The organism is Halomonas sp. TP35, assembly GCF_052375975.1.
Classification (GTDB): Bacteria; Pseudomonadota; Gammaproteobacteria; order Pseudomonadales; family Halomonadaceae; genus Vreelandella; species Vreelandella citrativorans.
In genome coordinates this window covers 12,763-34,871 of the sequence record NZ_JBQSUZ010000008.1, presented here as the reverse complement: position 1 = coordinate 34,871, position 22,109 = coordinate 12,763, and the positions used below count along the sequence as shown (strand labels likewise).

General features: G+C 54.4%; 20 protein-coding genes. 14 read left to right on the top strand and 6 right to left on the bottom strand.

Annotated features, from left to right (window positions below; all coding sequences use genetic code 11):
• Positions 1 to 6: 6 nt before the first annotated feature.
• On the top strand, positions 7 to 1,416 hold the full coding sequence (locus ACT3RU_RS11030; RefSeq protein WP_192527455.1) for a mannose-1-phosphate guanylyltransferase/mannose-6-phosphate isomerase: 1,410 nt from the start codon (positions 7 to 9) through the stop codon (positions 1,414 to 1,416).
• 37 nt (positions 1,417 to 1,453) lie between these two features.
• Here the strand turns inward: ACT3RU_RS11030 and ACT3RU_RS11025 are convergent, their stop codons facing one another.
• From ACT3RU_RS11025 to ACT3RU_RS11015, 3 genes are all read right to left on the bottom strand, one after another.
• Complete coding sequence (locus ACT3RU_RS11025; RefSeq protein ID WP_087109770.1) at positions 1,454 to 2,389, bottom strand: lysophospholipid acyltransferase family protein; 936 nt, start codon at positions 2,387 to 2,389, stop codon at positions 1,454 to 1,456.
• Between the two features lie 3 nt (positions 2,390 to 2,392).
• Complete coding sequence (locus ACT3RU_RS11020; protein WP_087109768.1) at positions 2,393 to 2,794, bottom strand: DUF4870 family protein; 402 nt, start codon at positions 2,792 to 2,794, stop codon at positions 2,393 to 2,395.
• 116 nt (positions 2,795 to 2,910) lie between these two features.
• Positions 2,911 to 3,291 carry a VOC family protein gene (locus ACT3RU_RS11015; protein ID WP_087109765.1) on the bottom strand — a complete coding sequence of 127 codons (381 nt, stop codon included), beginning with the start codon at positions 3,289 to 3,291 and terminating at the stop codon, positions 2,911 to 2,913.
• 44 nt (positions 3,292 to 3,335) lie between these two features.
• On the opposite strand from ACT3RU_RS11015, the gene ACT3RU_RS11010 reads away from it, so the two are divergent.
• From ACT3RU_RS11010 to ACT3RU_RS10995, 4 genes are all read left to right on the top strand, one after another.
• On the top strand, positions 3,336 to 3,971 hold the full coding sequence (locus ACT3RU_RS11010) for a class I SAM-dependent methyltransferase (protein ID WP_192527456.1): 636 nt from the start codon (positions 3,336 to 3,338) through the stop codon (positions 3,969 to 3,971).
• A 157-nt stretch (positions 3,972 to 4,128) separates the two neighbouring features.
• Positions 4,129 to 5,502, top strand: a complete 1,374-nt coding sequence (locus tag ACT3RU_RS11005) for an MFS transporter (RefSeq protein ID WP_192527457.1) — start codon at positions 4,129 to 4,131, stop codon at positions 5,500 to 5,502.
• Positions 5,503 to 5,631: 129 nt separating this feature from the next.
• Positions 5,632 to 7,419, top strand: coding sequence for an acyl-CoA dehydrogenase (locus ACT3RU_RS11000; RefSeq protein ID WP_192527458.1), 1,788 nt, complete (start codon positions 5,632 to 5,634; stop codon positions 7,417 to 7,419).
• Between the two features lie 162 nt (positions 7,420 to 7,581).
• Entirely contained in the window at positions 7,582 to 8,355 is a 774-nt protein-coding gene (locus ACT3RU_RS10995; protein ID WP_192527459.1) for an enoyl-CoA hydratase-related protein, read from the top strand.
• 101 nt (positions 8,356 to 8,456) lie between these two features.
• Here ACT3RU_RS10995 and ACT3RU_RS10990 read toward each other — a convergent pair whose 3' ends face one another.
• From ACT3RU_RS10990 to ACT3RU_RS10980, 3 genes are read right to left on the bottom strand one after another with little or no spacing between them, the layout of a single operon-like run.
• Complete coding sequence (locus ACT3RU_RS10990) at positions 8,457 to 9,467, bottom strand: L-idonate 5-dehydrogenase (RefSeq protein ID WP_192527460.1); 1,011 nt, start codon at positions 9,465 to 9,467, stop codon at positions 8,457 to 8,459.
• Between the two features lie 32 nt (positions 9,468 to 9,499).
• Positions 9,500 to 10,270: a glucose 1-dehydrogenase gene (locus ACT3RU_RS10985; RefSeq protein WP_192527461.1), complete on the bottom strand. Its 771-nt coding sequence runs from the start codon at positions 10,268 to 10,270 to the stop codon at positions 9,500 to 9,502.
• Positions 10,271 to 10,279: 9 nt separating this feature from the next.
• Positions 10,280 to 11,659, bottom strand: coding sequence for a GntP family permease (locus ACT3RU_RS10980; protein WP_192527462.1), 1,380 nt, complete (start codon positions 11,657 to 11,659; stop codon positions 10,280 to 10,282).
• Between the two features lie 212 nt (positions 11,660 to 11,871).
• Between ACT3RU_RS10980 and ACT3RU_RS10975 the strand changes: the two genes are divergently transcribed.
• From ACT3RU_RS10975 to ACT3RU_RS10935, 9 genes are all read left to right on the top strand, one after another.
• Complete coding sequence (locus ACT3RU_RS10975) at positions 11,872 to 12,561, top strand: glutathione S-transferase family protein (RefSeq protein ID WP_192527463.1); 690 nt, start codon at positions 11,872 to 11,874, stop codon at positions 12,559 to 12,561.
• Positions 12,562 to 12,617: 56 nt separating this feature from the next.
• Positions 12,618 to 13,157 carry a YaeQ family protein gene (locus ACT3RU_RS10970; protein WP_192527464.1) on the top strand — a complete coding sequence of 180 codons (540 nt, stop codon included), beginning with the start codon at positions 12,618 to 12,620 and terminating at the stop codon, positions 13,155 to 13,157.
• A 263-nt stretch (positions 13,158 to 13,420) separates the two neighbouring features.
• Positions 13,421 to 14,410, top strand: coding sequence for a lipid A deacylase LpxR family protein (locus ACT3RU_RS10965; protein WP_192527465.1), 990 nt, complete (start codon positions 13,421 to 13,423; stop codon positions 14,408 to 14,410).
• A gap of 285 nt (positions 14,411 to 14,695) precedes the next feature.
• Entirely contained in the window at positions 14,696 to 15,205 is a 510-nt protein-coding gene (locus tag ACT3RU_RS10960; RefSeq protein WP_192527466.1) for a CinA family protein, read from the top strand.
• 77 nt (positions 15,206 to 15,282) lie between these two features.
• Positions 15,283 to 16,107 (top strand): NAD(+) synthase, encoded by an 825-nt coding sequence (gene nadE / locus ACT3RU_RS10955; RefSeq protein ID WP_192527467.1) that lies wholly within the window; start codon positions 15,283 to 15,285, stop codon positions 16,105 to 16,107.
• An 80-nt stretch (positions 16,108 to 16,187) separates the two neighbouring features.
• Positions 16,188 to 17,336, top strand: a complete 1,149-nt coding sequence (locus tag ACT3RU_RS10950; protein ID WP_192527468.1) for an exonuclease SbcCD subunit D — start codon at positions 16,188 to 16,190, stop codon at positions 17,334 to 17,336.
• On the top strand, positions 17,333 to 20,401 hold the full coding sequence (locus tag ACT3RU_RS10945) for an AAA family ATPase (RefSeq protein WP_192527469.1): 3,069 nt from the start codon (positions 17,333 to 17,335) through the stop codon (positions 20,399 to 20,401). Before ACT3RU_RS10950 ends, ACT3RU_RS10945 begins: the two co-directional genes overlap by 4 nt.
• Positions 20,402 to 20,534: 133 nt before the next feature.
• Positions 20,535 to 21,269, top strand: coding sequence for a tellurite resistance TerB family protein (locus ACT3RU_RS10940; RefSeq protein WP_192527470.1), 735 nt, complete (start codon positions 20,535 to 20,537; stop codon positions 21,267 to 21,269).
• A 412-nt stretch (positions 21,270 to 21,681) separates the two neighbouring features.
• Positions 21,682 to 21,888, top strand: a complete 207-nt coding sequence (locus ACT3RU_RS10935) for a cold-shock protein (protein ID WP_054641278.1) — start codon at positions 21,682 to 21,684, stop codon at positions 21,886 to 21,888.
• The last annotated feature ends 221 nt before the right edge of the window (positions 21,889 to 22,109 follow it).

The window sequence follows — 22,109 nt, the reverse complement described above, 5'->3', positions numbered from 1 at the left end:
GAGACTATGATTCAGCCGGTGATTCTATGCGGGGGAAGCGGCACACGGCTGTGGCCGCTTTCACGCGAGCAAATGCCCAAACAGTTTTTGCGCTTAACCTCGTCGAAGAGCCTGCTTCAGCAAACGCTGGATCGCCTGGAGGGGATAAGTACGACACCGCCGTTTATTATGGGCCATCAGGCGCACCGGTTCCTTATGGCTGAGCAATTGCGTGAAGCGAACCAGGCGGGGCGTATTGTGCTAGAACCAGAAGGGCGTAATACGGCGCCTGCGATTGCCTGTGCGGCGTTGTTAGCCAAGGCCGCAGGAGACGATCCGTTGTTGTTGGTCTTGCCGGCGGATCATGTCATTGGCGATGTGAGCGCTTTTCAACAAAGCGTCGAGTGGGCCGTGCCCTTGGCAGAGCAGGGCTATTTAGTCACCTTTGGCGTTGTGCCTACGCATCCTGAAACGGGATACGGCTATATCGCCTGTGGTGACGTGTTGAAGAGGGGGTATCAGCTCACCTCGTTTATTGAAAAACCAGATGCCGAACGCGCCGCTCAACTGCTTGAAAAAGGCGATACGCTTTGGAACAGCGGCATGTTTTTGTTACGCGCTTCGACATATCTTGAGCAGCTAGCGGACCTCCAGCCCGAGATGCTGTCTGCCTGCCAGGCCGCTGTTGATGGCGCTCACAGCGATCTGGATTTTCTAAGGCTCGCCGAGGCGCCGTTTCAGCGCTGCCCCTCCAATTCGATTGATTATGCCGTCATGGAGCACTGCCGTTTTGCGGCCGTCATCCCATTTGATGCTCAATGGAGCGATGTAGGCAGTTTCGATGCGCTTTGGGAGATGGCCGCAGCTGATGAAGCGGGAAACGTGGTGCAAGGTGATGCGCTTTTGCATTCGACCACGAATTCACTCGTGATGGCCGAACACCGGTTGGTGACCACGCTGGGTGTTAACGACTTGATTGTGATTGAAACCTCTGACAGCGTGCTGGTGGCGCACCGGGACCAGGCCCAGCAAATAAAACAATTAGTGGCGGTGTTAGCCAGCAAAGGGCGCCGCGAGCTTCAGTCAACGCCCCAGGTACATCGCCCCTGGGGTGACTTTCAAGCAATTGATAGTGGTGAGCGCTATCAGGTTAAGCATATTACAGTGAAACCCGGCGGCCGACTCTCCCTTCAACGCCACCATCATCGCGCCGAGCATTGGGTCGTGGTGAGCGGAACGGCACAGGTAACCGTGGGAGCGCGCAGCTTTTTAGTCAGTGAAAATCAATCGACCTATATTCCGATTGGCACACTCCACCGCTTAGAGAACTCCGGTAAAATCCCGTTAGAGCTGATTGAGGTTCAGTCGGGTGCCTATCTGGGGGAAGACGATATCGAAAGACTCGATGATGTCTATGCACGTCATGACGATGAGTAGGTGCTGATAATGTCTATCAGCACCTCTCAGGAAGAGTTTAGTAAAGCCGGAAGTCGTTGGCGTTGGGGTTTTGCTGCTGCTCTTCGATGACTTTGCGGTAGCGCTTGTATTCCCACTGGTACTGGGCGGGTTCCAGCGCAATTGACGCTTCGACACTGGCGTTAACCCCGCTCGCAGACTCTGTTTCGTCAGCACTATACACCCGCTCGTCGGCGTCCAGAAAATGGATAGCAAAGCCGCGGCCAGGCAGGCGCAGGGCAACGCCTGTGACAACGCGTGCTTGGGTGCGCGCCACCAGTTTGGGGAGTAGTGTGGCGGTATACGCATCGCGTGAATAAAACGGCGCAAAGACGCCGCTGCCCCAGTCGGGTTCCTGGTCAGGCAGAATGCCAATGGCCTCGCTGCGCTTAAGTGCTTTAAGCAGTGCTGCAACGCCCCGCGGGTTAGTGGGCACTAACTGCGCGCCCATCCGTTCGCGGCCATGGCGAATAATCGGCTCAAGGTTGGTTATTTTGGGAGGCTCGTACATAGCGGTGAAAGGGAAATGGCTGGAAAGCCAGAAATTCAACACTTCCCAGTTACCAAAATGCGGCGCCAGAACAATAACACCACGGCCCTGCGCGCGTGCGCTGTCCAGCTTGTCGCGGCCATGCACTTCAACAATACTTGCTTCAACGCGATCAGGCTCCGCCATCCAGGCATAGCCCAGCTCCATCATGGTGGCGGTGGAGTGACGAAGGCTCTGTTTAGCGAGCGCCCTGCGCTTACGCTGGTCAAGCGCGGGGTATACCACCTTAAGATTAATATCGGTGACGTTTCGCTCACGGCGGCTAAAGCAGTAAACGAGAGGACCAAGCGTGGAGGCAAAACGCCACAGGCGCGGCAGGGGCCAGCGCGAAAGCCTTCGCCAAAGCCACGCAATCGCCGTGGCTCGGGAGAGTCGCTTGTCTGATGTCGTTGCATGTTCCGTCATTCGTTAGATTAACCAGCTGTCCACATTACTCGGAGCACGTTTATCCTGTAAGCCCTTAAACCCTTTAACGCAGCGAACAATAAACCAAACCGCCAGCGCGAATAAAAGGGGGAAGCCGATCAGTACAAAGGTAAGCAGGAAGCTAATGCTTGCGTACAGCAAGCCAATCCAGAAGGTGCGAACCTGATAGCGGTAGTGTTCGTCCAGCCAAGCCGGGCCTTTGCCTTGATAGACATAGGCAATGATGACGCCTACCACTGAGGTGAAGCCGACAACAAAGCTTGCCAGATAAAGCGCATAAACCACCATGGCCATTGTGGTGTCGTGCTGCTTGCTTGGCTCGACGGTGGAGTGTTCTGAAATAATTTCGCCTTCAATCGGCGAGTCATGACGGTTATCTTGCATGTCTTTTTACCTTTAATACGGATGAGGCAATAAAGCGAAGGCTCTTAACGCACTATAATACCTTGCACGACGCCGCTAAGCATTAGTCACTGGCCTGCAAGATACTGACGGTAAAATTAGCGAGCCGGGCGGCAAATTTCCAAAAGGTTACCATCGGGGTCGCGCAGATAAACGGACTCGATCGCGCCATTGGCGCCCTGGCGAGCCACCGGGCCAAGTTCAACCTCAATGCCCAGCACGTCTAGATGCTGCTTGAACTCATCCAGCGGCAATTGACAGCGTAGGCATAAATCCAGGCTGCCGGGCGTAGGGGTTGCAGAAATAGGCTCGATGTCGGTGTCGGTTTGATGGAGTCGTAGGGCGGTATCGCCCAGCATTAAATCTACCCGTTGGGCATCACGATAGCGTACGTCTAGCCCTAGAACTCGCGAGTAAAAATCAACCGCGCGACCCATATCTGTGACAGTAACAACAAGATGATCCAAGCCTGAGAGCATGCCTCTTTCCTTAAATACAAAACCGAAAACCAGAGAATACGACGATGCAATGTTGTCCGCTATGCGGTGAAATTAAGGTCTCGCTCTATCATCAAAATCATCGTCGTGAATATTACCAGTGTGCCACGTGTTGGCTGGTGTTTGTGCCGTCCGAGCAGCATTTAAGCGTAGCGGATGAAAAAGCAGAGTATGACCAGCATCAAAATTCACCGCAAGATATGGGATACCGGCGGTTTTTAGGGCGCTTGTTCACGCCGTTGCTAGCCAAGCTGCCGAAAGGTGCCAAAGGGTTGGATTTTGGTTCAGGGCCTGGCCCTACGTTGTCTGTGATGTTCGAGGAAGGTGGCCACCCCATGGCGATCTACGACATTTTCTATGCGTCCGACATGTCCGTTTTGCAGAAAACCTATGATTTTATAACCGCGACTGAGGTCGTTGAGCATTTAGCCATGCCCGGAAAGGTACTGGCGCAGTTGGTTGATCAGCTACTCCCTGGTGGTTATCTGGGCATCATGACCAAGCGAGTGACCACTCATGCAGCATTTGCCAACTGGCACTATATTAATGATCCCACCCATATCTGTTTTTTCAGTGAGGCAACCTTTGAATGGTGGGCCGCACAGCATCAACTAACAGTCGAATTTCCTGAAAAAGATACGGTAATTTTGAGAAAACACTAATCGATACGAACAGGCTATGAAAAAGCGTTGACTTTATGCTATCCAGGGCAATAATTGCGCGCCCGTTTCTTGCCTATGGTTGTGTAAAAGGTGGTAACGGCTATTAAACAGCTACGCCCGCTTTTTTTGACAACGTGTTTGGCAAGGTGAGGTTTTCATGTCGCGGCAATTACTGGCTATGGCGTTTGCGCCTCTGTTGGGCCTGTTTATTTTAGGCATTGGCAACGGCTTTTTGGCTACCTTGATCACGGTACGCCTGGATGCGGCAGGCGAGTCTGCGACAGTGATCGGGATTGTCTCGTCAGCGTACTTTATTGGCCTGGCCTTGGGCGCCTTGTTTAACGACCGGTTATTGCTGCGTATTGGGCACATTCGCGCCTATGGCAGTTTCGCCTCGCTGGTTGCCGTGACAGTGCTTCTTCAAGGGCTCTTTTTTGACCCTTGGGCCTGGTTTGCATTGCGCTTGATTGGCGGCTGGGCAACGGTCGGCGTCTATCTGGTCATTGAGAGCTGGCTGCTCACGGCAGGCGAACAAAAAGTACGTGGCCGCCTGTTGGCGCTCTACATGATTTCGCTTTACGCCGCCGGTGTCATTGGTCAGCTATTGCTGGGCGTCACCAATGCCATGGGCGGGACGGCACCGTTTATGGTGATCGGCATGCTGGCGTCGCTTTCTGTGTTGCCAATGGCGATGATTCCGCGTGTTACCCCTCTGATTGAGCATGCCGAACCGCTGCCTCCTTATCGATTAATCATGTTAACCCCAACGGGCGTGCTGGGTAGCTTGGGGTCGGGCATGGTGGTCGCGGCGGCGTACACCTTGCTGCCCCTTTATTTGCAGCGCATTGGAATGAGCGTGAATCAGGTCGGCCAGATGATGGCGCTGGTGGTGCTGGGGGCCATGCTGCTGCAGTATCCAATTGGGCGCTGGTCAGACCGTCACGACCGCCAAATGGTACTTATCGGGATCAGTGGTTTTTGTGTGCTGGTGTCGGCGGCAATTCTTTGGCTACCGCTCTCCACGCCGCTGCTGGCGGTATTACTGTTTTTGCTGGGCGGTGGAGTATTTGCGTTCTACCCCGTGGCCGTCAGTCATGCTGCCGACCGAGCACCCGCCGGGGCGCTTGTACGTATGAGCCAAGGACTTTTGCTGATTAACTCTATCGGGGCAACCTTAAGCCCGCTGATGATCTCACCCGTTATGACAGCAGTGGGCGATGCCGGGTTGTTCTGGGCATTTGGTGGGCTCAGCCTGTTCTTCCTGCTCTTTTTTGCCTGGCGGCGCAGCGTGCGCCCCGCCCCGATGCCGGTGGCGCCGTTTACCGCTACTACGCCCATGACTGCGGCCGGGGCAGAGCTTGTGGTTACCGAGGAGCTTGTCCAAGGGGCGCTTGAGCACGAGCATCTGGAAGACTTGTCGGATGCAGTACCAAACGTGGACGTAGCGGAACCCGTAGTCGGCCCGCCCGCCGAGGAAGAAACCCGAATTGCCTACTATGACGATGTGGAACAGTTAGGTACGCGTAAGTAATTTGGTAGCGGGTCTGTATCGTAAAGAGGTGAGACGTTGGGCTAATGGTGTAACGATAGGCAGGAAACTACTATCGAATATAACGGTTTATAACAAACGACTGTTTTATTTCTACATCGAGGTTTTGCCATGAATCACTACGTCGCGCCGGTACGCGATTTGCGTTTTGTGCTCGAAGAACTGCTCGGGCATCACTCGCTGACGCTGTCCAATTTTACAGAGACAACACCCGACGTTGTTGAGGCGGTGCTGGATGAAGCCGCCAAGCTTGCGGGTGACGTGTGGGGGCCGCTAAATGCTACCGGTGATTATCAAGGCGCCAAACATTATCCGGATGGGCGAGTAACGACGCCTGACGGGTTCGCGGCGGCCTACCAGGCGTATGTAGAAGGCGGCTGGAACGGCATCGGCGTATCGGAAGCGTTAGGTGGGCAGAACTTGCCTGAAGTGGTGGCCAGTGCCGTTCAGGAAATGCTCCACGGTGCCAATATGGCGTTAGGGCTTTGTCCCATGTTAACCGCTGGCGCCATTGAAGCATTGGCCCATCATGGCAGCGAGCCGCTGAAAGCGACGTATTTACCCAATCTGGTAGAAGGGATCTGGACAGGCACCATGAACCTGACCGAACCCCAGGCAGGGTCGGATCTTTCTAAAGTGCGTACCAAGGCAGTACCTGAAGGTGATCATTACCGGATAAGTGGCCAGAAAATCTATATTACCTGGGGTGAGCACGACGCCGCTGAAAATATCATTCATTTTGTGCTGGCGCGTAAACCTGATGCGCCTGAAGGTAATAAAGGCATCTCGCTGTTTCTGGTGCCCCAATTTCTCGTCAATGATGATGGCACCCTGGGCGAGCGTAACGACGTTTTATGCACCGCCATTGAGCACAAGCTGGGTATCCACGGTTCACCGACTTGTTCGTTAAGTTTTGGCGAGAAGGGTGGGGCAATTGGTTATCTGGTGGGTGAAGAGGGGCGCGGCCTGAATCACATGTTCACCATGATGAACGAGGCGCGTCATAAAGTGGGTATCCAAGGGATTGGCGTGGCCGAACGCGCCTGCCAGCACGCGTTTGCCTACGCAAAAGAGCGCCATCAGGGTCGTTTGTCGGCAGCGCGAGGCGGTAAAGAGTGCTCCATCAGTGAGCATCTCGACGTGCGGCGCATGCTGCTTTCCATGCGTGCACGCACCGATGCGCTGCGTGCGTTAGCGCTGTACTGTGCAGCACAGCTGGACACCGCCCGCCATGCTGAAAACGAGAGTGAGCGCCAGGCGGCACAGGCCCGCGTGGATATCCTGATTCCTGTGGTAAAAAGCTTTTCGACGGATCAAGCGGTAGAGATCGCCTCGTTAGGTATCCAGGTGCACGGCGGGATGGGATATATCGAAGAAACCGGCGCGGCACAGCTGCTGCGTGATGCACGCATCGCACCCATTTATGAAGGCACTAACGGCATTCAGGCGCTGGATTTAGCAGGACGCAAGTTACAGCGTGATAATGGCGAAGCGTTTTCCAGCCTGCTAAACGAGGTAGCCGACACGGTTGAACGTCTCAAGGCTGAACCTGCGTTGGCTCATTTGGGGCAGGCGCTGGCTGCCGGGCTTGAGGATTTAAGCGCTGCTAAGCAGCAGGTACTTGAGCAGGGCAAAGACCCGGAAAAAGGGCCCGATGCCGTACAGGGTTATGCGACCCCGTTGCTAAACCTGGCAGGCCATGTGTTATGCGCCTGGCAAATGGGGCAAGCGGCACTCAGTGCGCAGGCGGCCATTGGGCAGGGCACAACAGACTCCTTCTATAAGGCAAAACTCCTAAGCGCACAGTTTGTGATCACCCAGTGGCTCCCTGTAGGGCGTGCCCAGCGGGCGGTAATTGACGCAGGCATTCAATGCCTGAGTGATTTCGAGATTGGCTAATCGCCTTATTGCAACAATCGCCGCCCTTGGAGGCGGCGACTGTTTATCTGGAGGGGGAGGGAAGAAGTGATTGCCCCCCAACCAAGCGTTCGCTAGGGTTGCAAGGCAGGCTAGTTAAGCCGTCATAACGATGTAAGCCACCATAACAATGAAGGAGCCAATATGAGCGAATCAGTTATTGAAAAGGTCGATAGCGAGGGGATTGTCCGCCTGACCATCAACCGCCCCAAGGCGTTGAATGCGTTAAATAGCGATGTGCTTTCTGCGCTAGAGACCCACCTTACTGAGCTTGAAAATCAGACAAACCTACGCGCCGTATTAATTACTGGCGCCGGTGAAAAGTCCTTTGTCGCTGGAGCGGATATCACCGAAATGCGTGATAAAACGCCGGAAGAAGCGCGCGCCTTTGCAAGCCAGGCGTTACGAACCATTCAACGACTTGAAACGCTTCCGGTGCCGGTGGTCGCCCTTGTGAACGGGTTTTGCCTTGGCGGCGGCTGCGAACTGGCACTGGCCTGCGACTGGGCAGTAGCCAGCGACAACGCGGTATTCGGCCAGCCCGAAGTTCTGTTGGGTGTCATCCCAGGCTTTGGTGGTACGCAACGCTTACCACGCCGCGTAGGCCCAGCCATGGCGATTGATCTTGTGACGACAGGGCGCAAGATAGACGCGAAAGAAGCGCTACGCATCGGTCTGGTTAACCGTGTAATGCCTCAGGCAGAGCTTGAAAGTTATGTCGAAGAGCTTACCCAACAGTTAAAAGGCAATGGCCCTCAGTCGGTACGCGGTGCCAAGCAGGCCGTTCATGACGGGATGGACCAGGACCTTGATAGTGCACTGGCCCTGGAGACCAGCCTGTTTGCACTCTGCTTTGCCGGTGAGGAACAAAAAGAGGGCATGAGCGCATTTATAGAGAAGCGTAAGGCCAGCTTTTAGTCAGGTTGGCGTGATAGGTACGTCGGTTGGTTTCCGTTAATTATTGAGGGGGTGGCGGTAGCACCCCCCCTTTGGGATCAATTATCTTAATCGTTGATCTGTTACTTCCATAACTCGATCAATACCTTGCCGGACACCTCCGCATCTTTGGCTATAGCAAAGGCTTGTTGAGCATCGGCGGCGGGCAATACATGCGTAATAACGTGATCAAAGTTTGAATTAGCTGCCAGTAGCGCGATAGCTTCATCAATCTCATTATTGAACCGGAAACAACCTCTAAGCTGAACTTCTTTCGCAATCAGCGATGCAAGCGCAATGGGCTGCGGAGCGGCAGGCATCATGCCTATTTGAGCAATAACGCCAGCGCGGCGCACGGCGAGAATAGCATTATTGATAGAGACGGGAACGCCGGTGCACTCAAGCACCACGTCAAAGGCCTCCTCGGGGAGCTCTTCCCTATCCACCTGAATGGTGCGATGAACCCCGAGTATTTTCGCACGTGACAGCGGTCCCTCAAGAATATCGGTAATGCATACCTCTTTTGCGCCCCTGGCAAGTGCAGCAGCGGCAGCGAGTAGACCTATAGGTCCAGCTCCACATACCAATACGCGCTTTTGGTCAACACCTCCGGCTACTTCGATCCCATGCAGACCCACAGCAAGTGGCTCTGCTAAGGCTGCACGTTTGAGTGGCAGAGTATCGGGCAATGCACGCAACATGCTGGCATCGACATCAAGGAATTGACTCATGCCCCCTTGCGTATGTGGCCAGGTTGACGCGGATCCCAAATAGGCTCCGTTGGGCCACAAGTGGGGCTTATCTTCGATACCGGTTTGGCTTTGCCCGAATGTGGCGGGGTGCAGTGTTACCGGTGTGCCAAGCGGCCATTGCCCGGTTGGGTCTTCATCGACTACTCCTGACATTTCGTGACCTGGAATCAATGGCTCACGAACAACAAAAGCACCGTTGGCACCTTCATGATAATAATGAAGATCCGAGCCACATATTCCACCGAAAGACATACGTAAGCGCACTTTTCCGGGAGCGAGCGCTGGGAGATCAATATTTTCTTCGCGCAGATCCTGCTTACCGTGAATAACTAATGCTTGCATGGTGCTTCATCCCCAAAGGCAATTTCCAGGTGTTAAACCACCGAGGTCATTCCGCCATCAACGAAAATATTTTGTCCAGAAACGAAACTTGAAGCATCCGAACAGAGATAGACCAGCGTGCCCACCAGTTCGTCGAAATGTCCCCAGCGTTGCGCTGGGGTACGTTTTTCCACCCACTGATTAAAACTCGGGTTTTGCCATAACGCTGTATTCATTTTGGTTTTGAAATAGCCAGGAGAAATGCAGTTGACCTGAATGTTGAAGCGAGCGAGGTCAGCAGCCATGCCCTGCGTGAGCAGAGCAACACCGCCTTTGGTTGCCGAATAGGGGGCGATGGTTTCTCTGGCAAGTTTGGACTGTACCGAGCCGATGTTGATGACCTTACCCGAGCCACGTTCACTCATGGCTGGAGTCAACGCACGAGACACGTAAAACAGGCTCGAAAGATTGGTGGCGATGAGCGCATCCCAATCTGACGTAGAGTACTCATTGAACGGCGCTCGGCGTTGAAGCCCTGCATTGTTGACCAGGATATCCGGAACGCCAAATTGATCGATAAGTGCTTCTACGGCTTGCTGAGTCGCCCGGGCATCAGTGACATCAAAGCTGATGGCTTCAACGTTGGCGCCTGTCTCTTGGGCGATGTTGAGGGCTTCCTCCTTGACGCTTTCCAGGTCCCGCCCATGCACAATGACATGAGCTCCTTGGGAAGAAAGCCCCCTAGCAAGCGCATTGCCCAGCCCCCTTGAGGATCCGGTTACCAGTGCCAAGCGGCCGTTAATATCGAAAAGTGTTTTTGTCATCGTGCTCACCTAAAACAGCATGAAAATAATAACCGCGAATATAAAGCCGACAACGGATTCGAGCGCCTGCTGCACCGTCCAGGTCTTGAGTGTTGTCTTGACGTCCATTCCTAAAAGGCGGCCAACGAGCCAGAACCCGGAGTCGTTGACATGCCCCGCAAAGACAGAGCCCGCTGCTGTTGCCAGGGTAATCGCCACTACCTGCATGGATGTAAAGTCACCGCCAATCACGGCGGGGGCCATGAGCCCGGCGGCGGTTACCAGAGCGACAGTTGCCGAGCCTTGGGCCAAGCGCATAATCACGGCAATGACATAGGCCGCCAGGATGATCGGTAAACCAATATCGCTGAGCGAACTTGATAGCGCATCGCCAATGCCGGATGCCCTGAGTACGCCACCGAACATACCGCCGGCGCCTGTGATCAGTACTACCGAGCAAATCGGCGCCAAGGATGAATCAAGCACTTTTTCTAATGCACTGCCTCCGATACCTTGGCGGCGGCCTAGCACTAACATTGCCACCAACGTTGAAATAAGCAGCGCTACCGGCGTGTTGCCGACGGCTGATAGCAGTTGGAACCATAGCGCGTCACTATCCACAACGCCCATTGAGCGCAGAAAGTTTAAGCCGGTGTTCATGAAGATCAGCACAATCGGCAGCAACAGCATGCTGATAACAACGCTGACCGAAGGCGGGTTGATAACGTGGTCATCGCTGACGTCACCGAACAGGGAGTCTGCGAGAGGGAAGGGGTAGCGCTTCGCGACAATTTTCCCCCACATATAGCCTGATACCCACCAAAGGGGGAATGCAATCACCACGCCAGCAAGCAGCAATAACCCTAAATTTGCCTCATAAAGCTCCGATGCGGTAACCGGGCCTGGGTGAGGGGGCAGGAAAACATGCATAACCGAAAAGGCAGCGGCAGCAGGCATGGCATAAAGAAGGATGGGGCCGCCCAGACGACGCGAAACTGCAAAGATAATGGGCAGCATGACGATCAAACCGGCATCAAAAAATATCGGAAAGCCCATTAGCAGTGACGTGATACCGAGGGCAAAAGGCGCCCGCTTTTCACCGAAGAGATCAATCATTTTATCGGCAAGCGCTTTGGCGCCGCCTGAATGCTCAACAAGCTTGCCAAGCATTGCCCCTAACCCTACCAGTAGAGCAACAGCGCCTAGCGTTCCCCCAAAGCTATCCACCATTGTGGGAACAATCGCATTGACTGGAATCTGCGTGGCGAGCGCCGTCAGTAAGCTCACCAACATCAACGCCACAAACGCATGCATCTTGAGTCTGATGATCAATATTAAAAGGGATAAGACCGCTAATGCTGCAATGCCTAGCAACGGTACTGTGGACAACGTTTGCGTCCATCCATCCATGCGAGTACTCCCAATGATAGTGCTAATTGCTGACTATGTTATCGGTAACATCGTACAGCTTGATATTTTCTTGCATACACGACCTTGGTTTAAATAAAGTAAAAAAAAGAATCTGTTTGACGATGAAACAGGCAGTTTATGGGATAAAGAAAGGCGACCTAATGCGACCAGCGTAGCCATCCTTGCTTATTTGACGTAAAAAAGGGGTAACCATGTTTGATCTCTACATTGCCAACAAGAATTACTCTTCATGGTCATTGCGGCCTTGGGTGCTTATGAAAGCGCTTAATATCCCTTTTAAGGAGCACGTTATGGCCTTTGAGGGTGGCAATGGGGCGAGTCGTGATACGTTTCTTCGCTTTTCGCCTTCCGGGCTTGTGCCTTGCCTGGTGGATGGCGAGACGGCCGTCTGGGATTCGCTGGCCATTGTTGAATACATTGCCGAGCAGCATGCTCGGGTATGGCCAAAAGAGGCGACAATACGTGCCTGGGCACGTTCGGCCAGCGCCGAAATGCATAGCGGCTTTTCCACGTTACGTAACGAATGCCCCATGAACTGCGGAGTGCGCGTCACGCTTCAGGATGTTTCTGCTGGGCTCAGAGCTGATCTCGCTCGATTGGATAGGCTTTGGCAAGAAGGCCTTTCACGCTTTGGTGGCCCTTACCTGGCAGGTGACGAATTTACGGCGGTAGATGCCTTCTACGCACCTGTCGTCTTCCGTGTACAAACGTTTGGCTTGCCTTTAAGCGAGGCTTCGAATGCTTATGCCAAGTCCCTGTTGACGCTGCCAGCGATGCAGGCGTGGTATCAAGCAGCGCTCGACGAAAAATGGCGTGAGCCTAATCATGAAGCCGATACGTTAAAACACAGCACCCTAACGGCTGATTATCGGAATGCCTAGCGCCTATCGGGCCGCGCATCAGGTAAACTAGCCAAAATTTATCGCTGGATATTCTGATGGCCCTTAGTGCGACGCCTTACAAAGTTGATATTAACCTTACCGACCTGGATCGTGGGGTGTATGAAACGCTACGTTTTACCGTGGCACGCCACCCCTCTGAAACAGAAGAGCGGATGAGTGCGCGGCTGATTGCTTATGTATTGTGGTACAGCGAGGCGATTGCATTTGGGCGCGGGCTTTCCGATGTGGATGAACCTGCACTATGGGAAAAGAGCCTGGATGGGCGGGTGCTGCATTGGGTTGAAGTAGGCTTGCCGGATGCCGAACGCCTCACCTGGTGTTCACGGCGCGCCGAGCGCGTATCGCTGCTTGCCTACGGGCGCACCGATATATGGGAAAACAAAGTGCTTCCAGGCGTGGCAACGCTTAAAAACCTTCACGTAGCGACCTTGCCTCAAGAAGCCTTGGCAGTGATTGCTCAGAACCTCCCGCGCGCCATTAACTGGGCTGTTATGGTGAGTGAGGGCTCGCTGTTTATCACTGATGAAAACGGCCAGCATGAAATTACTCCGCAATGGCTTTTAAGGGATCGCTAGGCTATTTCTTTAAATACATACAGCAAGGTACTGCCAACTGATGGTGCGCGTATCGAGGGCATATGAATTGGCTATGCTTACTGTTACCAACCTTTGGAACAGAAGAGATGCAGCGCCTTGCGCCTGGGTTTGGGGTTGTTATTGATGTTCGGCAAATAATATTTCCTTGCTATCTTTTTGCATGTTTACATACAATCAGAAATGTTTGCTAGCGCTCTTCAAGGGCGCTACTTTGGTTTTAACCCCCACTCAAGGGATGAGCAATGTACAACGTCTGCCTGCCTGCTTGGCGCCTGCTTCCCTTTGTAGCAGCAATGAGTCTACTCCCTGCCTTGGCGAATGCAGATAACAACGTCATTTCTGTGACACATGAAAATGACGGTCTAATTAGCAGTGACGATGGGCACTTTACCAGCGGCTTCGAGCTTAATTGGGCATTTAAGCCCAGCCCGGAAAACTGGACCCAGCGTTTAGCCACGGCGCTGCCTGATAGTTTGATAGGCCAAGCGGATTCAGTTGCTTTCCGATTGGTGCACCAGATTTATACGCCGGATGATATCGAGCGCTCTGAGCTAATTGAGGACGACCGCCCCTATACAGGCCTGGTCTATGCGGGTATGTCGCTTTATGAAGATGTCCCGATAGGGCGCTGGCAGCAAGCCACTGATCTTCATATAGAGGCCGGCCTGGTAGGCCCATCATCGCTTGCTGACAGCATTCAGCGTGAGGTGCACCGTGCCACCAATAGCGAACGCCCAAACGGCTGGCATCATCAATTAAAGGATGAGCCGCTGCTTAACCTAACCATGCGCCGTCAGTGGTGGCATAACGTGCCTCTGGCCGGTAAGCGCTTGGCTCACGGCCCCGGTGTCAGCGTTGCCTTGGGCAACCTCAATACCTACGCCAGTGCGGGTTATGGCGTTCGCTGGGGTGATGATGCCAGCGGTATCCCGACGCTTACCCCCAACCCCAGTAACCGTGGCCGCATGACGAGTACAACGGGCTGGCAGTGGTATGTGTTCGCTAATGTCGAAGGCTACTACGTCGCGCATAACCTCACTCTGGATGGCAACGTGTTTTCCAGCAGTCACTCGGTTGACCGTAAAGAGTGGGTAGGAGAAGGGGCCGCTGGTTTTGCCATTGCCTGGGATGAGTGGCAAGCCGTTTTTTCCGGTGTTCAGCGGACACGTGAATTTGATGGCCAGGAAAAGCAGGACAAGTACGGCGCTATTATGCTTTCAAAAAGCTTCTAGTTAAAAAGCCTTCCGACTTGCTCAGTCACATGATCAGGGCAAATGCCCTGGTTAGTGTAGAGGAGCGTCATGACTAACGCTTACAGAATAGCTCCTACACGGATGGGTGGAAGAAACAGCGCTAAGCCCTTATCAATTGATAAGGGCTTTTTTGATCCCTGGGCAATGGCGCGTTATTAACAAATGATGAACTTGCTGGCTGATTTTTCAGCCCTCTTCGAGAACAGCTACCTTTTAATGGGAAGAATAAAACGACAGGGATTGTGATTTGTCAGGAGATACGCAATGGAATTGCTTAAGCAAATTACTGATTATCTACAGCAGCAAAAACTCAAATTGGCCACTGCCGAGTCATGCACCGCAGGGCTGATCGTCTCTGAGCTGGCCCGTGTGCCCGGTAGCGGGCAGTGTATTGACTGTGGGCTGGCGGTTTATTCCCCTGAGGCAAAAAATCGCTACCTGTCCGTCAGTTTCGATACGATTGATACGTATGGGCTTACCAGTGAAGAAACCTCTCGAGAAATGGCATTAGGGGCACTGAATAATAACGATGCCAATATAACCGTCGCCAATACCGGGATTGCAGGCCCTGAACCGCATGATGATATTCCCGTCGGTACGGTATGCTTTGCCTGGGCATTTCTCCATGATCAGAAGATTTACATGATGACCGAGACTCGCCGCTTTTCCGGTGATCGTAACGACGTTCGCCTAGCCGCCGCGCACTATGCATTGGAGCGCATTCCTAAATATCACCGTGATGTATTGAACGGTAGCGCGCCATTAGATGAGTAGAACCAAACACATTTCTGCTCTAGCCTGAATAAAACGCTATCCGCTATGGATCAACGTTCGACCGCAAGGAGGCCAGGATGGTAGATCAGCAGGCAACCCAATCGCATATTCAAACGGTTTTACAGGTAAAGCCGCGTATTGACCCCCAGCAAGAGGTTGATAAGCGCGTTGATTTCTTGTGTCGCGAAATGATCGATACAGGGCAGCATGCGCTGGTATTGGGCATTAGTGGCGGCGTGGATTCCACAGTAGGCGGCCGCTTGGCGCAGCTGGCGGTTAATAAGGCGCGTGAGCAGGGCATTGACGCCTCTTTTTACGCAATGCGGCTGCCTTATGGTACTCAGCAGGATGAAGACGATGCGCAGAAGGCGCTGTCGTTTATCGACCCCGATCATGTGCTGACCGTTAACGTTAAACCGGCAAGTGATGCCCTGCTGACTGCGCTGGAAGAGGGTGGGCTAACGTTTAGAGACGACGCTCACCGCGACTTTGTGTTGGGCAATATCAAGGCGCGCCAGCGTATGGTGACGCAATACGCAGCGGCCGGAGCACGAAGCGGCCTGGTGGTCGGCACGGATCAAGCTGCCGAAGCACTAATGGGCTTTTTCACCAAATATGGCGACGGTGCCTGTGACGCTGCGCCGCTCACCGGGCTAACCAAACGCCAGGTACGTGACGTCGGTGCGGCGCTGGGCGCACCCGCCGCGTTGGTTGAAAAGCAACCTACTGCTGACCTTGAAACGCTCAAACCCCAGCTGGCGGATGAAGTGGCGCTAGGCGTGACTTATGTGGATATTGATGCCTTCCTGGTCGGCGATGCCATCAGCGCTGAGGCGTATACCACCATTATTGACACCTATACCCGCACCGAGCATAAACGTCAGCTGCCCAAGACCCCCTAAGTGTTTCTCACCAGTAAAGGCTAAACGCCGTCAGATTAGGTTGTTATGATGCTACCACCTAACCTGCTGTTGAGCCTGCCATGCGTCTACTCCACACCGCCGATTGGCACCTGGGGAGGTTGTTTCACAACATCTCACTGCTTGAAGACCAGCGCCACGTTCTAAACCAACTGATCGAGATCGTTGACCGCGAAGCCGTGGATGCTGTGCTGATTGCAGGCGATATCTATGACCGCTCGGTGCCGCCTGCCACGGCCGTGACGCTGCTTGATGATGTGCTGGGCGAGCTTTGCCAAGCGCGTGGTTTGCCAGTGGTCATCATTTCCGGCAACCACGACGGTGCCGAGCGCTTGGGCTTTGGTGCACGCCATTTGCGTCAGGCCGGGCTGCATATTCTTTCTGACTTGAGCGCCTGCGATACCCCGGTTACGCTCGCTATTAACGGCGTTGAGATTGATATTTTTGGCGTGCCCTATGCTGATCCGGAATACGTACGCAGCCAGTTCGGTGAACCGGTCCGCGATTTTGATAGCGCCCACCGCTACTTGCTAACGCGTATTGGTGAGAAGCGCCACGCTACCCGCCCAACGGTGCTGATGAGCCACTGCTTTGTAGATGGCGGCAGCGCATCTGATTCCGAGCGCCCGTTAACCCTCGGCGGTGCAGAAAGCGTTGCCTGGGAGCCCATGCACAGCTTCGACTATGTCGCGCTTGGTCACTTGCATGGCCCGCAATACCGCGGCGGCGAACATATTCGCTACAGCGGCTCGCTGCTTAAATACAGCTTTTCAGAAGCTCGGCAGCGTAAAGGCGTTACGCTTGTGGATATAGGTAACGAGGGAGTGACCGGCATTGAGCATCGCCCGCTGGTGCCCAAGCGCGAAGTGCGCGTGCTGGAAGGCGAGCTTGATGAGCTGTTGAGACAAGGGCGCGAGGACCTCCATGCCGATGACTACCTGTTAGTCAGATTAACCGACCGCCACGCTATTTTAGACCCCATGGGCAAGCTGCGCGCTATTTACCCTAACGTTTTGCACCTCGAAAAGCCCGGCATGCTAGGGACGCAGCAGCGTCAGCAACTGGATCGCGAACGGCTGCGCTTTAATGCCCTGGATATGTTCAGCGACTTCTTCGAGCAAACCAGCGGTGATGCCATGAGCGCTGACCAGGCGCGCGCCATGAGTGATGTCATCACCTCCCTCAGCCGCGATGAAGAGGGCCAACCATGACGCCGCTCGTACTTACCATGCAGGCCTTCGGCCCCTTTGCGGCCGAGGAGACCATCAACTTTTCTCAGTTGGGTAGAAGCCCGCTGTTTTTGATCAACGGCCCGACAGGCGCCGGGAAAAGCTCGATTCTGGACGCCATCTGCTTCGCGCTTTATGGCCAGACCACGGGAGAAGAACGTTCGGGCACCCAGATGCGTTGCGACCAGGCCGCCGATACGTTGCTAACTGAAGTAACACTGGATTTTTACCTGCGCGGAGAAAGTTACCGGGTGTGCCGCGTGCCTCAGCAGGAGCGCCCTAAAGCGCGAGGTGAAGGGACGACAACGCAAAACGCAGAAGCCCAGCTGTGGCGGCTAACCGCTGAAGGCAAGGAAAATCAGTGCCTCGTCGCGCGTAGCGTTAACGATGCTACCGCTCAAGTGCAGGCACTACTGGGGCTGGATGCCAGCCAGTTCCGCCAGGTCATGGTGTTGCCCCAAGGCAAGTTCCGGGAGCTGCTGTTGGCGGAGTCCAAAGATCGTGAAAAGATTTTTTCCCAGCTGTTTCAAACCCAAATTTTTCAACGCATCGAAGAGCATCTGCGCACGCAGGCCAACCAGATAGACCGAGCGGTGAAAGATCACCAGCACCGTGTGCAAGGTATCCTGGATGCAAGCGACAGTGAGAGCGAAGCGGCACTTATCGAAGCGCTTGAAACGCTGGTCCCAGAGCATCAGGCTGCTGAACAGGCGTTAGCCATTGCCAAGCAACAGTACCAGCAGGCCCTGGTAGCCGAGCGCAAAGGGCAGGAGTGCCAGGCGCTTTTTGACCGCCATACGGCGTTGGGCGCAGAAAAAAACCAGCGGCTACACCAGCAGCCGGAAATAGAGCGTGCTCAACAGCGCCTAAGCGCCCATGAACAAACCCAGGCGCTGGTCGAACCCTTTCACCGCGTGCAAACAGCGCAGCAAACGGCAAGCGCTACCCAGCAAGAGCGCGTTCAGGCTCAAACGGCTGTTGAAAAACAGCAGGCGACGCATCAACACGCTCAGCAAGCGTTACACCAGGCACAAACCCGCTACCAGCAATTGCCGGAACGCCGTGAACAGGCTGGTCGTTTACAGCAAGCGTTGGAGCAATTTCAGGCGCTCACTGGTGTAGAGCAGGCGCTACAGCAGGCGCAACAAACATGGCAAAGCCTGCATCAGCAGCTTGACCAACAAACACAGCAGCGCGACACCATCACCGAGCAGGGCGAGGCACTTGCCGCCAGACTGAAAGCGGAGCAGATAGAGCGCAATCACCTTGCAGGCTGCGATGAAGTGTTAAAAAGCCGCCAAGCGCTGCGCACGCAGCGGCAAACACTGGCCGGGCTTGAATCTCAGCGTGCTGTATTGGCCGAGCAAGTGGCTCAGGCGGCAAGCGATGTTGAGCGTCAACAACAAACGGTTGAGCGCTATAAGCGTCGCGCCACCGAGCAAGAGATGCATTGGCACCAGGGCCAAGCCGCGTTACTCGCCGCTCGGCTGGAAAACCAGCAGCCCTGCCCGGTGTGCGGTAGCTGTGAGCACCCCGCGCCCGCGATACAGGAGCAGCCCCCCGTTACCCAGGCGGATGTGAAGCGCGCGCGCACGGAGCATGAGCAGGCGCACCAAGCGCTGGTGCACGCTCAAGAGTTGCAGCAGCGTTTGACCCAACAGCTTAATTATAACGATGAGCAGAGCGAGTACTTGCGTCATACGCTGGGCGAGTGGGGCGCCAAGCCACTAAGCGCACTGGAGGCTGCCTGCCAGGAGAGCCAGCGACATGTTGAGCGCTATCAAGTGCTTACTCGAGAGTTGGCAGCCCAAGAGCGCACACTTGAGCAGCAGCGCAGCGAATGGAAAGCGCTGGATACCCAGATAAAGACACAACAGCCTGAGTTAGAGGCCGCCCAAAAGCGGTGTCATCAGTTGGAAGCCCAATGTGAACAGCTGCGCAGGGCGTTGCCCGAGCCACATGGGTCACTTGAGGCGCTGCAGGCAGAGCTTGGCCGTGTGCAAAGCGACATTCAGCAGTCTGAGGCGGCGTGGCAATCTGTTCAGGAGAGTGCTCATCACGCACAAACGGCGCTGGCCCGCGCCGAAACCACGCTGTCAGATATTACCCAGCGCGCCGCCGACGCGACTCAGGCGCTAAGTGTGGCCCAAAACGAATGGCAACTGGCGCTAAGCGGTAGCGCTTTCGACAACGATGCTGACTTCATTCAGGCCCGCTTGGAAGCGCCCGAGCGCCAAGCGCTTATTGAAACCGTCACCCTCTTTCAGCAGGCGCTGGCCAAGCTGGATGGTCAGCTTGAGGATAGTCAGACACGCCTTGAGGGGCTAATGCCGCCTGATTTGACCGCTCTGGCTGACCAGGTAACTGCCGCGCAGGCGCATGAGCAGGTTTGCGATCAAATCTACCAGCGCTTGACGGCGCGAATCGCACAGCTAACCGCCACTCAGCAAAAGCTCAAGGCCGCCCATGCCGCCGAGGCGGAGCTTGAAGCCAAGTATCGGCTGTGGGGAACGCTGAGCGAGATCGCCAATGGGCGCACTGGGCATCGCATTAGCCTGCAGCGTTTTGTGCTTGGCGTGCTGCTGGATGATGTGCTGATCCAGGCATCCGAGCGGCTGGTGCGAATGAGCCGGGGGCGTTATCAGTTGGTGCGCCGTGAAGACCCTTCTAAAGGAAATAAGGCCTCAGGCCTGGAACTGGATGTTGCTGATACCTATACCGGTAAAAATCGACCCGTCGCGACGCTCTCGGGTGGCGAATCGTTTATGGCCGCGCTGGCGCTAGCACTAGGGCTCTCTGACGTGGTGCAGGCATATGCCGGCGGCATTCAGCTCGATACGCTATTTATTGACGAGGGCTTTGGCAGCCTGGACCAGGATGCCCTTGATCAAGCCATTGCGATGCTAAGCGAGCTGCAAATGGGCGGGCGTATGATCGGAATTATTTCTCATGTCAGCGAACTCAAAGAGCAAATGCCGGTTCGTATAGAAGTACGTGCCAGCCGCCAAGGAAGCACGGTACAAGTGCAGGGTGTTATACCGGCGTAGGTCCTCTAGACTCAATAGGATCTGTGAGTGCATTCGTTGTTAGTACGTACATAGTTGGCACGTACGTTGTCAGTACATACATAGTTAGCACGTACGTTGTCAGTACAATCTGTCAGCCCCAAGGAGTACAAGGATGAACGCTAGTAAAATTCTTCAACAGCTTATGCAGCAGGCCGGCGGCAGCCAAAAAGGCAGCAGCGGAGTCAATGTGAAGGGCATGCTGGAGGGCTTGTCTCGTCAGTTGGGCGGAGGCGGTAGTGATCAGCGCTCAGGCCAGACGGGGAGTTCCAGTGGGTTTGATATGAAAAGCCTTTTGGGCGGTGGCGCTATGGGGCTGCTGGTTGGCTCCAAACGTGGCCGCAGTATGGGCGGTAAAGCACTTAAGTATGGCGCCATTGCAGGCGTTGGCATGCTGGCTTGGAAAGCCTGGCAGAATTCGCAGGCAGCTAACAACCAGCCCGCCACCAGCAATGACGCAGAAGGCGAGCGTGTTGATGTATTAAGCGGCGAGATTCAGGAGCGGCGTAGCCTCGAGCTGCTGCAGGCCATGATAATGGCGGCTCGCGCCGACGGACATATTGATGAGCAAGAACAGGTGCTGATTACGGAGCAGATCGATGCGCTAGGGGCCGACCAGGAAATGCATAACTGGGTCGAAAGGCAGCTAAAGGCTCCATTGGATGCTGAAGCGCTTGCCCGCGAAGCGGACTCGCCCCAGGCCGCCCGGGAAATGTATTTAATGAGTGTCGCGGTGACTGATGATCAGAACCCCATGGAGCGCGCCTGGTTGGATCAACTGGCGCAAGCGTTAAAGCTTACCCCGGATGTCACCAAAGAGCTTGAACACCAGGCCCAGCAGGCGGGCTAATTGGAGGTCGGTTTCAAGTTGTGGCGCCTGTGCTATTAAGTGGCGAAGGGAGCCCTGGTCGAACAGTTCGGCGTCAATGACCGTATCTGCCTTAAGCGCTTCCTACGGTGTGCTGCGGAGCGTGCTGGGCGCTAGGGGATCGCGCAAAGCAACATGCATTCGCCACCCCAAAATTGCTGAAAAAGAAGTAAATTAGGTTTTGGAGGAAAATGTGTTGCATTAACTTTTTTTTTAAGCATAGTGTTGACGTGTGACCTGGTTAGGCGCATTCTTGAACGCAGTTGGTTAGCAAGTCGAACGTTGTCAGCAGTATCGAACGCCTAAGCGTGAGTCTGGTGAAAGTTTCTTGTTCTACCCACTGCAATTCGGGTATTTCCCGGCTTTACATTAAGCTACATCGAGGATTTCGATCATGGCAACTGGTACCGTTAAGTGGTTTAACGACACTAAAGGTTTCGGCTTCATTTCTCCGGACGACAATGGCGACGATCTGTTCGCGCATTTCTCTGAAATTCAAGCTGACGGTTTCAAAACTCTGCAAGACGGCCAGAAGGTTTCCTTCGACGTCACTCAGGGTAAGAAAGGCCTTCAGGCTTCCAACATCAAAGTTCTGGGTTAATTCTCAGCATTTGATGTTTGCTGCTAGCGCCAAGCGTTAGTATGCTGAAAAAACCGCTCGTGAGCGTAATGCCGTTCGGTTAAGGCTTGCCGATGACCGAAGGCTCTAAGAAAATCCGGTATTCTTCATTGGATACCGGATTTTTTGTGCCTATTCAACAGACATTGCTCGATATTGATGAGCTACATTCCTTCACTAGCCTCAGCACCTTTGCCCAGCAT

What these genes read in the sequence shown, in the direction of transcription:
- ACT3RU_RS11030 (WP_192527455.1), top strand. Translation starts at nt 7, where the DNA reads ATGATTCAGCCGGTGATTCTATGCGGGGGAAGCGGCACACGGCTGTGG.
- ACT3RU_RS11025 (WP_087109770.1), bottom strand. Translation starts at nt 2,389, where the DNA reads ATGACGGAACATGCAACGACATCAGACAAGCGACTCTCCCGAGCCACG.
- ACT3RU_RS11020 (WP_087109768.1), bottom strand. Translation starts at nt 2,794, where the DNA reads ATGCAAGATAACCGTCATGACTCGCCGATTGAAGGCGAAATTATTTCA.
- ACT3RU_RS11015 (WP_087109765.1), bottom strand. Translation starts at nt 3,291, where the DNA reads ATGCTCTCAGGCTTGGATCATCTTGTTGTTACTGTCACAGATATGGGT.
- ACT3RU_RS11010 (WP_192527456.1), top strand. Translation starts at nt 3,336, where the DNA reads ATGCAATGTTGTCCGCTATGCGGTGAAATTAAGGTCTCGCTCTATCAT.
- ACT3RU_RS11005 (WP_192527457.1), top strand. Translation starts at nt 4,129, where the DNA reads ATGTCGCGGCAATTACTGGCTATGGCGTTTGCGCCTCTGTTGGGCCTG.
- ACT3RU_RS11000 (WP_192527458.1), top strand. Translation starts at nt 5,632, where the DNA reads ATGAATCACTACGTCGCGCCGGTACGCGATTTGCGTTTTGTGCTCGAA.
- ACT3RU_RS10995 (WP_192527459.1), top strand. Translation starts at nt 7,582, where the DNA reads ATGAGCGAATCAGTTATTGAAAAGGTCGATAGCGAGGGGATTGTCCGC.
- ACT3RU_RS10990 (WP_192527460.1), bottom strand. Translation starts at nt 9,467, where the DNA reads ATGCAAGCATTAGTTATTCACGGTAAGCAGGATCTGCGCGAAGAAAAT.
- ACT3RU_RS10985 (WP_192527461.1), bottom strand. Translation starts at nt 10,270, where the DNA reads ATGACAAAAACACTTTTCGATATTAACGGCCGCTTGGCACTGGTAACC.
- ACT3RU_RS10980 (WP_192527462.1), bottom strand. Translation starts at nt 11,659, where the DNA reads ATGGATGGATGGACGCAAACGTTGTCCACAGTACCGTTGCTAGGCATT.
- ACT3RU_RS10975 (WP_192527463.1), top strand. Translation starts at nt 11,872, where the DNA reads ATGTTTGATCTCTACATTGCCAACAAGAATTACTCTTCATGGTCATTG.
- ACT3RU_RS10970 (WP_192527464.1), top strand. Translation starts at nt 12,618, where the DNA reads ATGGCCCTTAGTGCGACGCCTTACAAAGTTGATATTAACCTTACCGAC.
- ACT3RU_RS10965 (WP_192527465.1), top strand. Translation starts at nt 13,421, where the DNA reads ATGTACAACGTCTGCCTGCCTGCTTGGCGCCTGCTTCCCTTTGTAGCA.
- ACT3RU_RS10960 (WP_192527466.1), top strand. Translation starts at nt 14,696, where the DNA reads ATGGAATTGCTTAAGCAAATTACTGATTATCTACAGCAGCAAAAACTC.
- nadE (WP_192527467.1), top strand. Translation starts at nt 15,283, where the DNA reads ATGGTAGATCAGCAGGCAACCCAATCGCATATTCAAACGGTTTTACAG.
- ACT3RU_RS10950 (WP_192527468.1), top strand. Translation starts at nt 16,188, where the DNA reads ATGCGTCTACTCCACACCGCCGATTGGCACCTGGGGAGGTTGTTTCAC.
- ACT3RU_RS10945 (WP_192527469.1), top strand. Translation starts at nt 17,333, where the DNA reads ATGACGCCGCTCGTACTTACCATGCAGGCCTTCGGCCCCTTTGCGGCC.
- ACT3RU_RS10940 (WP_192527470.1), top strand. Translation starts at nt 20,535, where the DNA reads ATGAACGCTAGTAAAATTCTTCAACAGCTTATGCAGCAGGCCGGCGGC.
- ACT3RU_RS10935 (WP_054641278.1), top strand. Translation starts at nt 21,682, where the DNA reads ATGGCAACTGGTACCGTTAAGTGGTTTAACGACACTAAAGGTTTCGGC.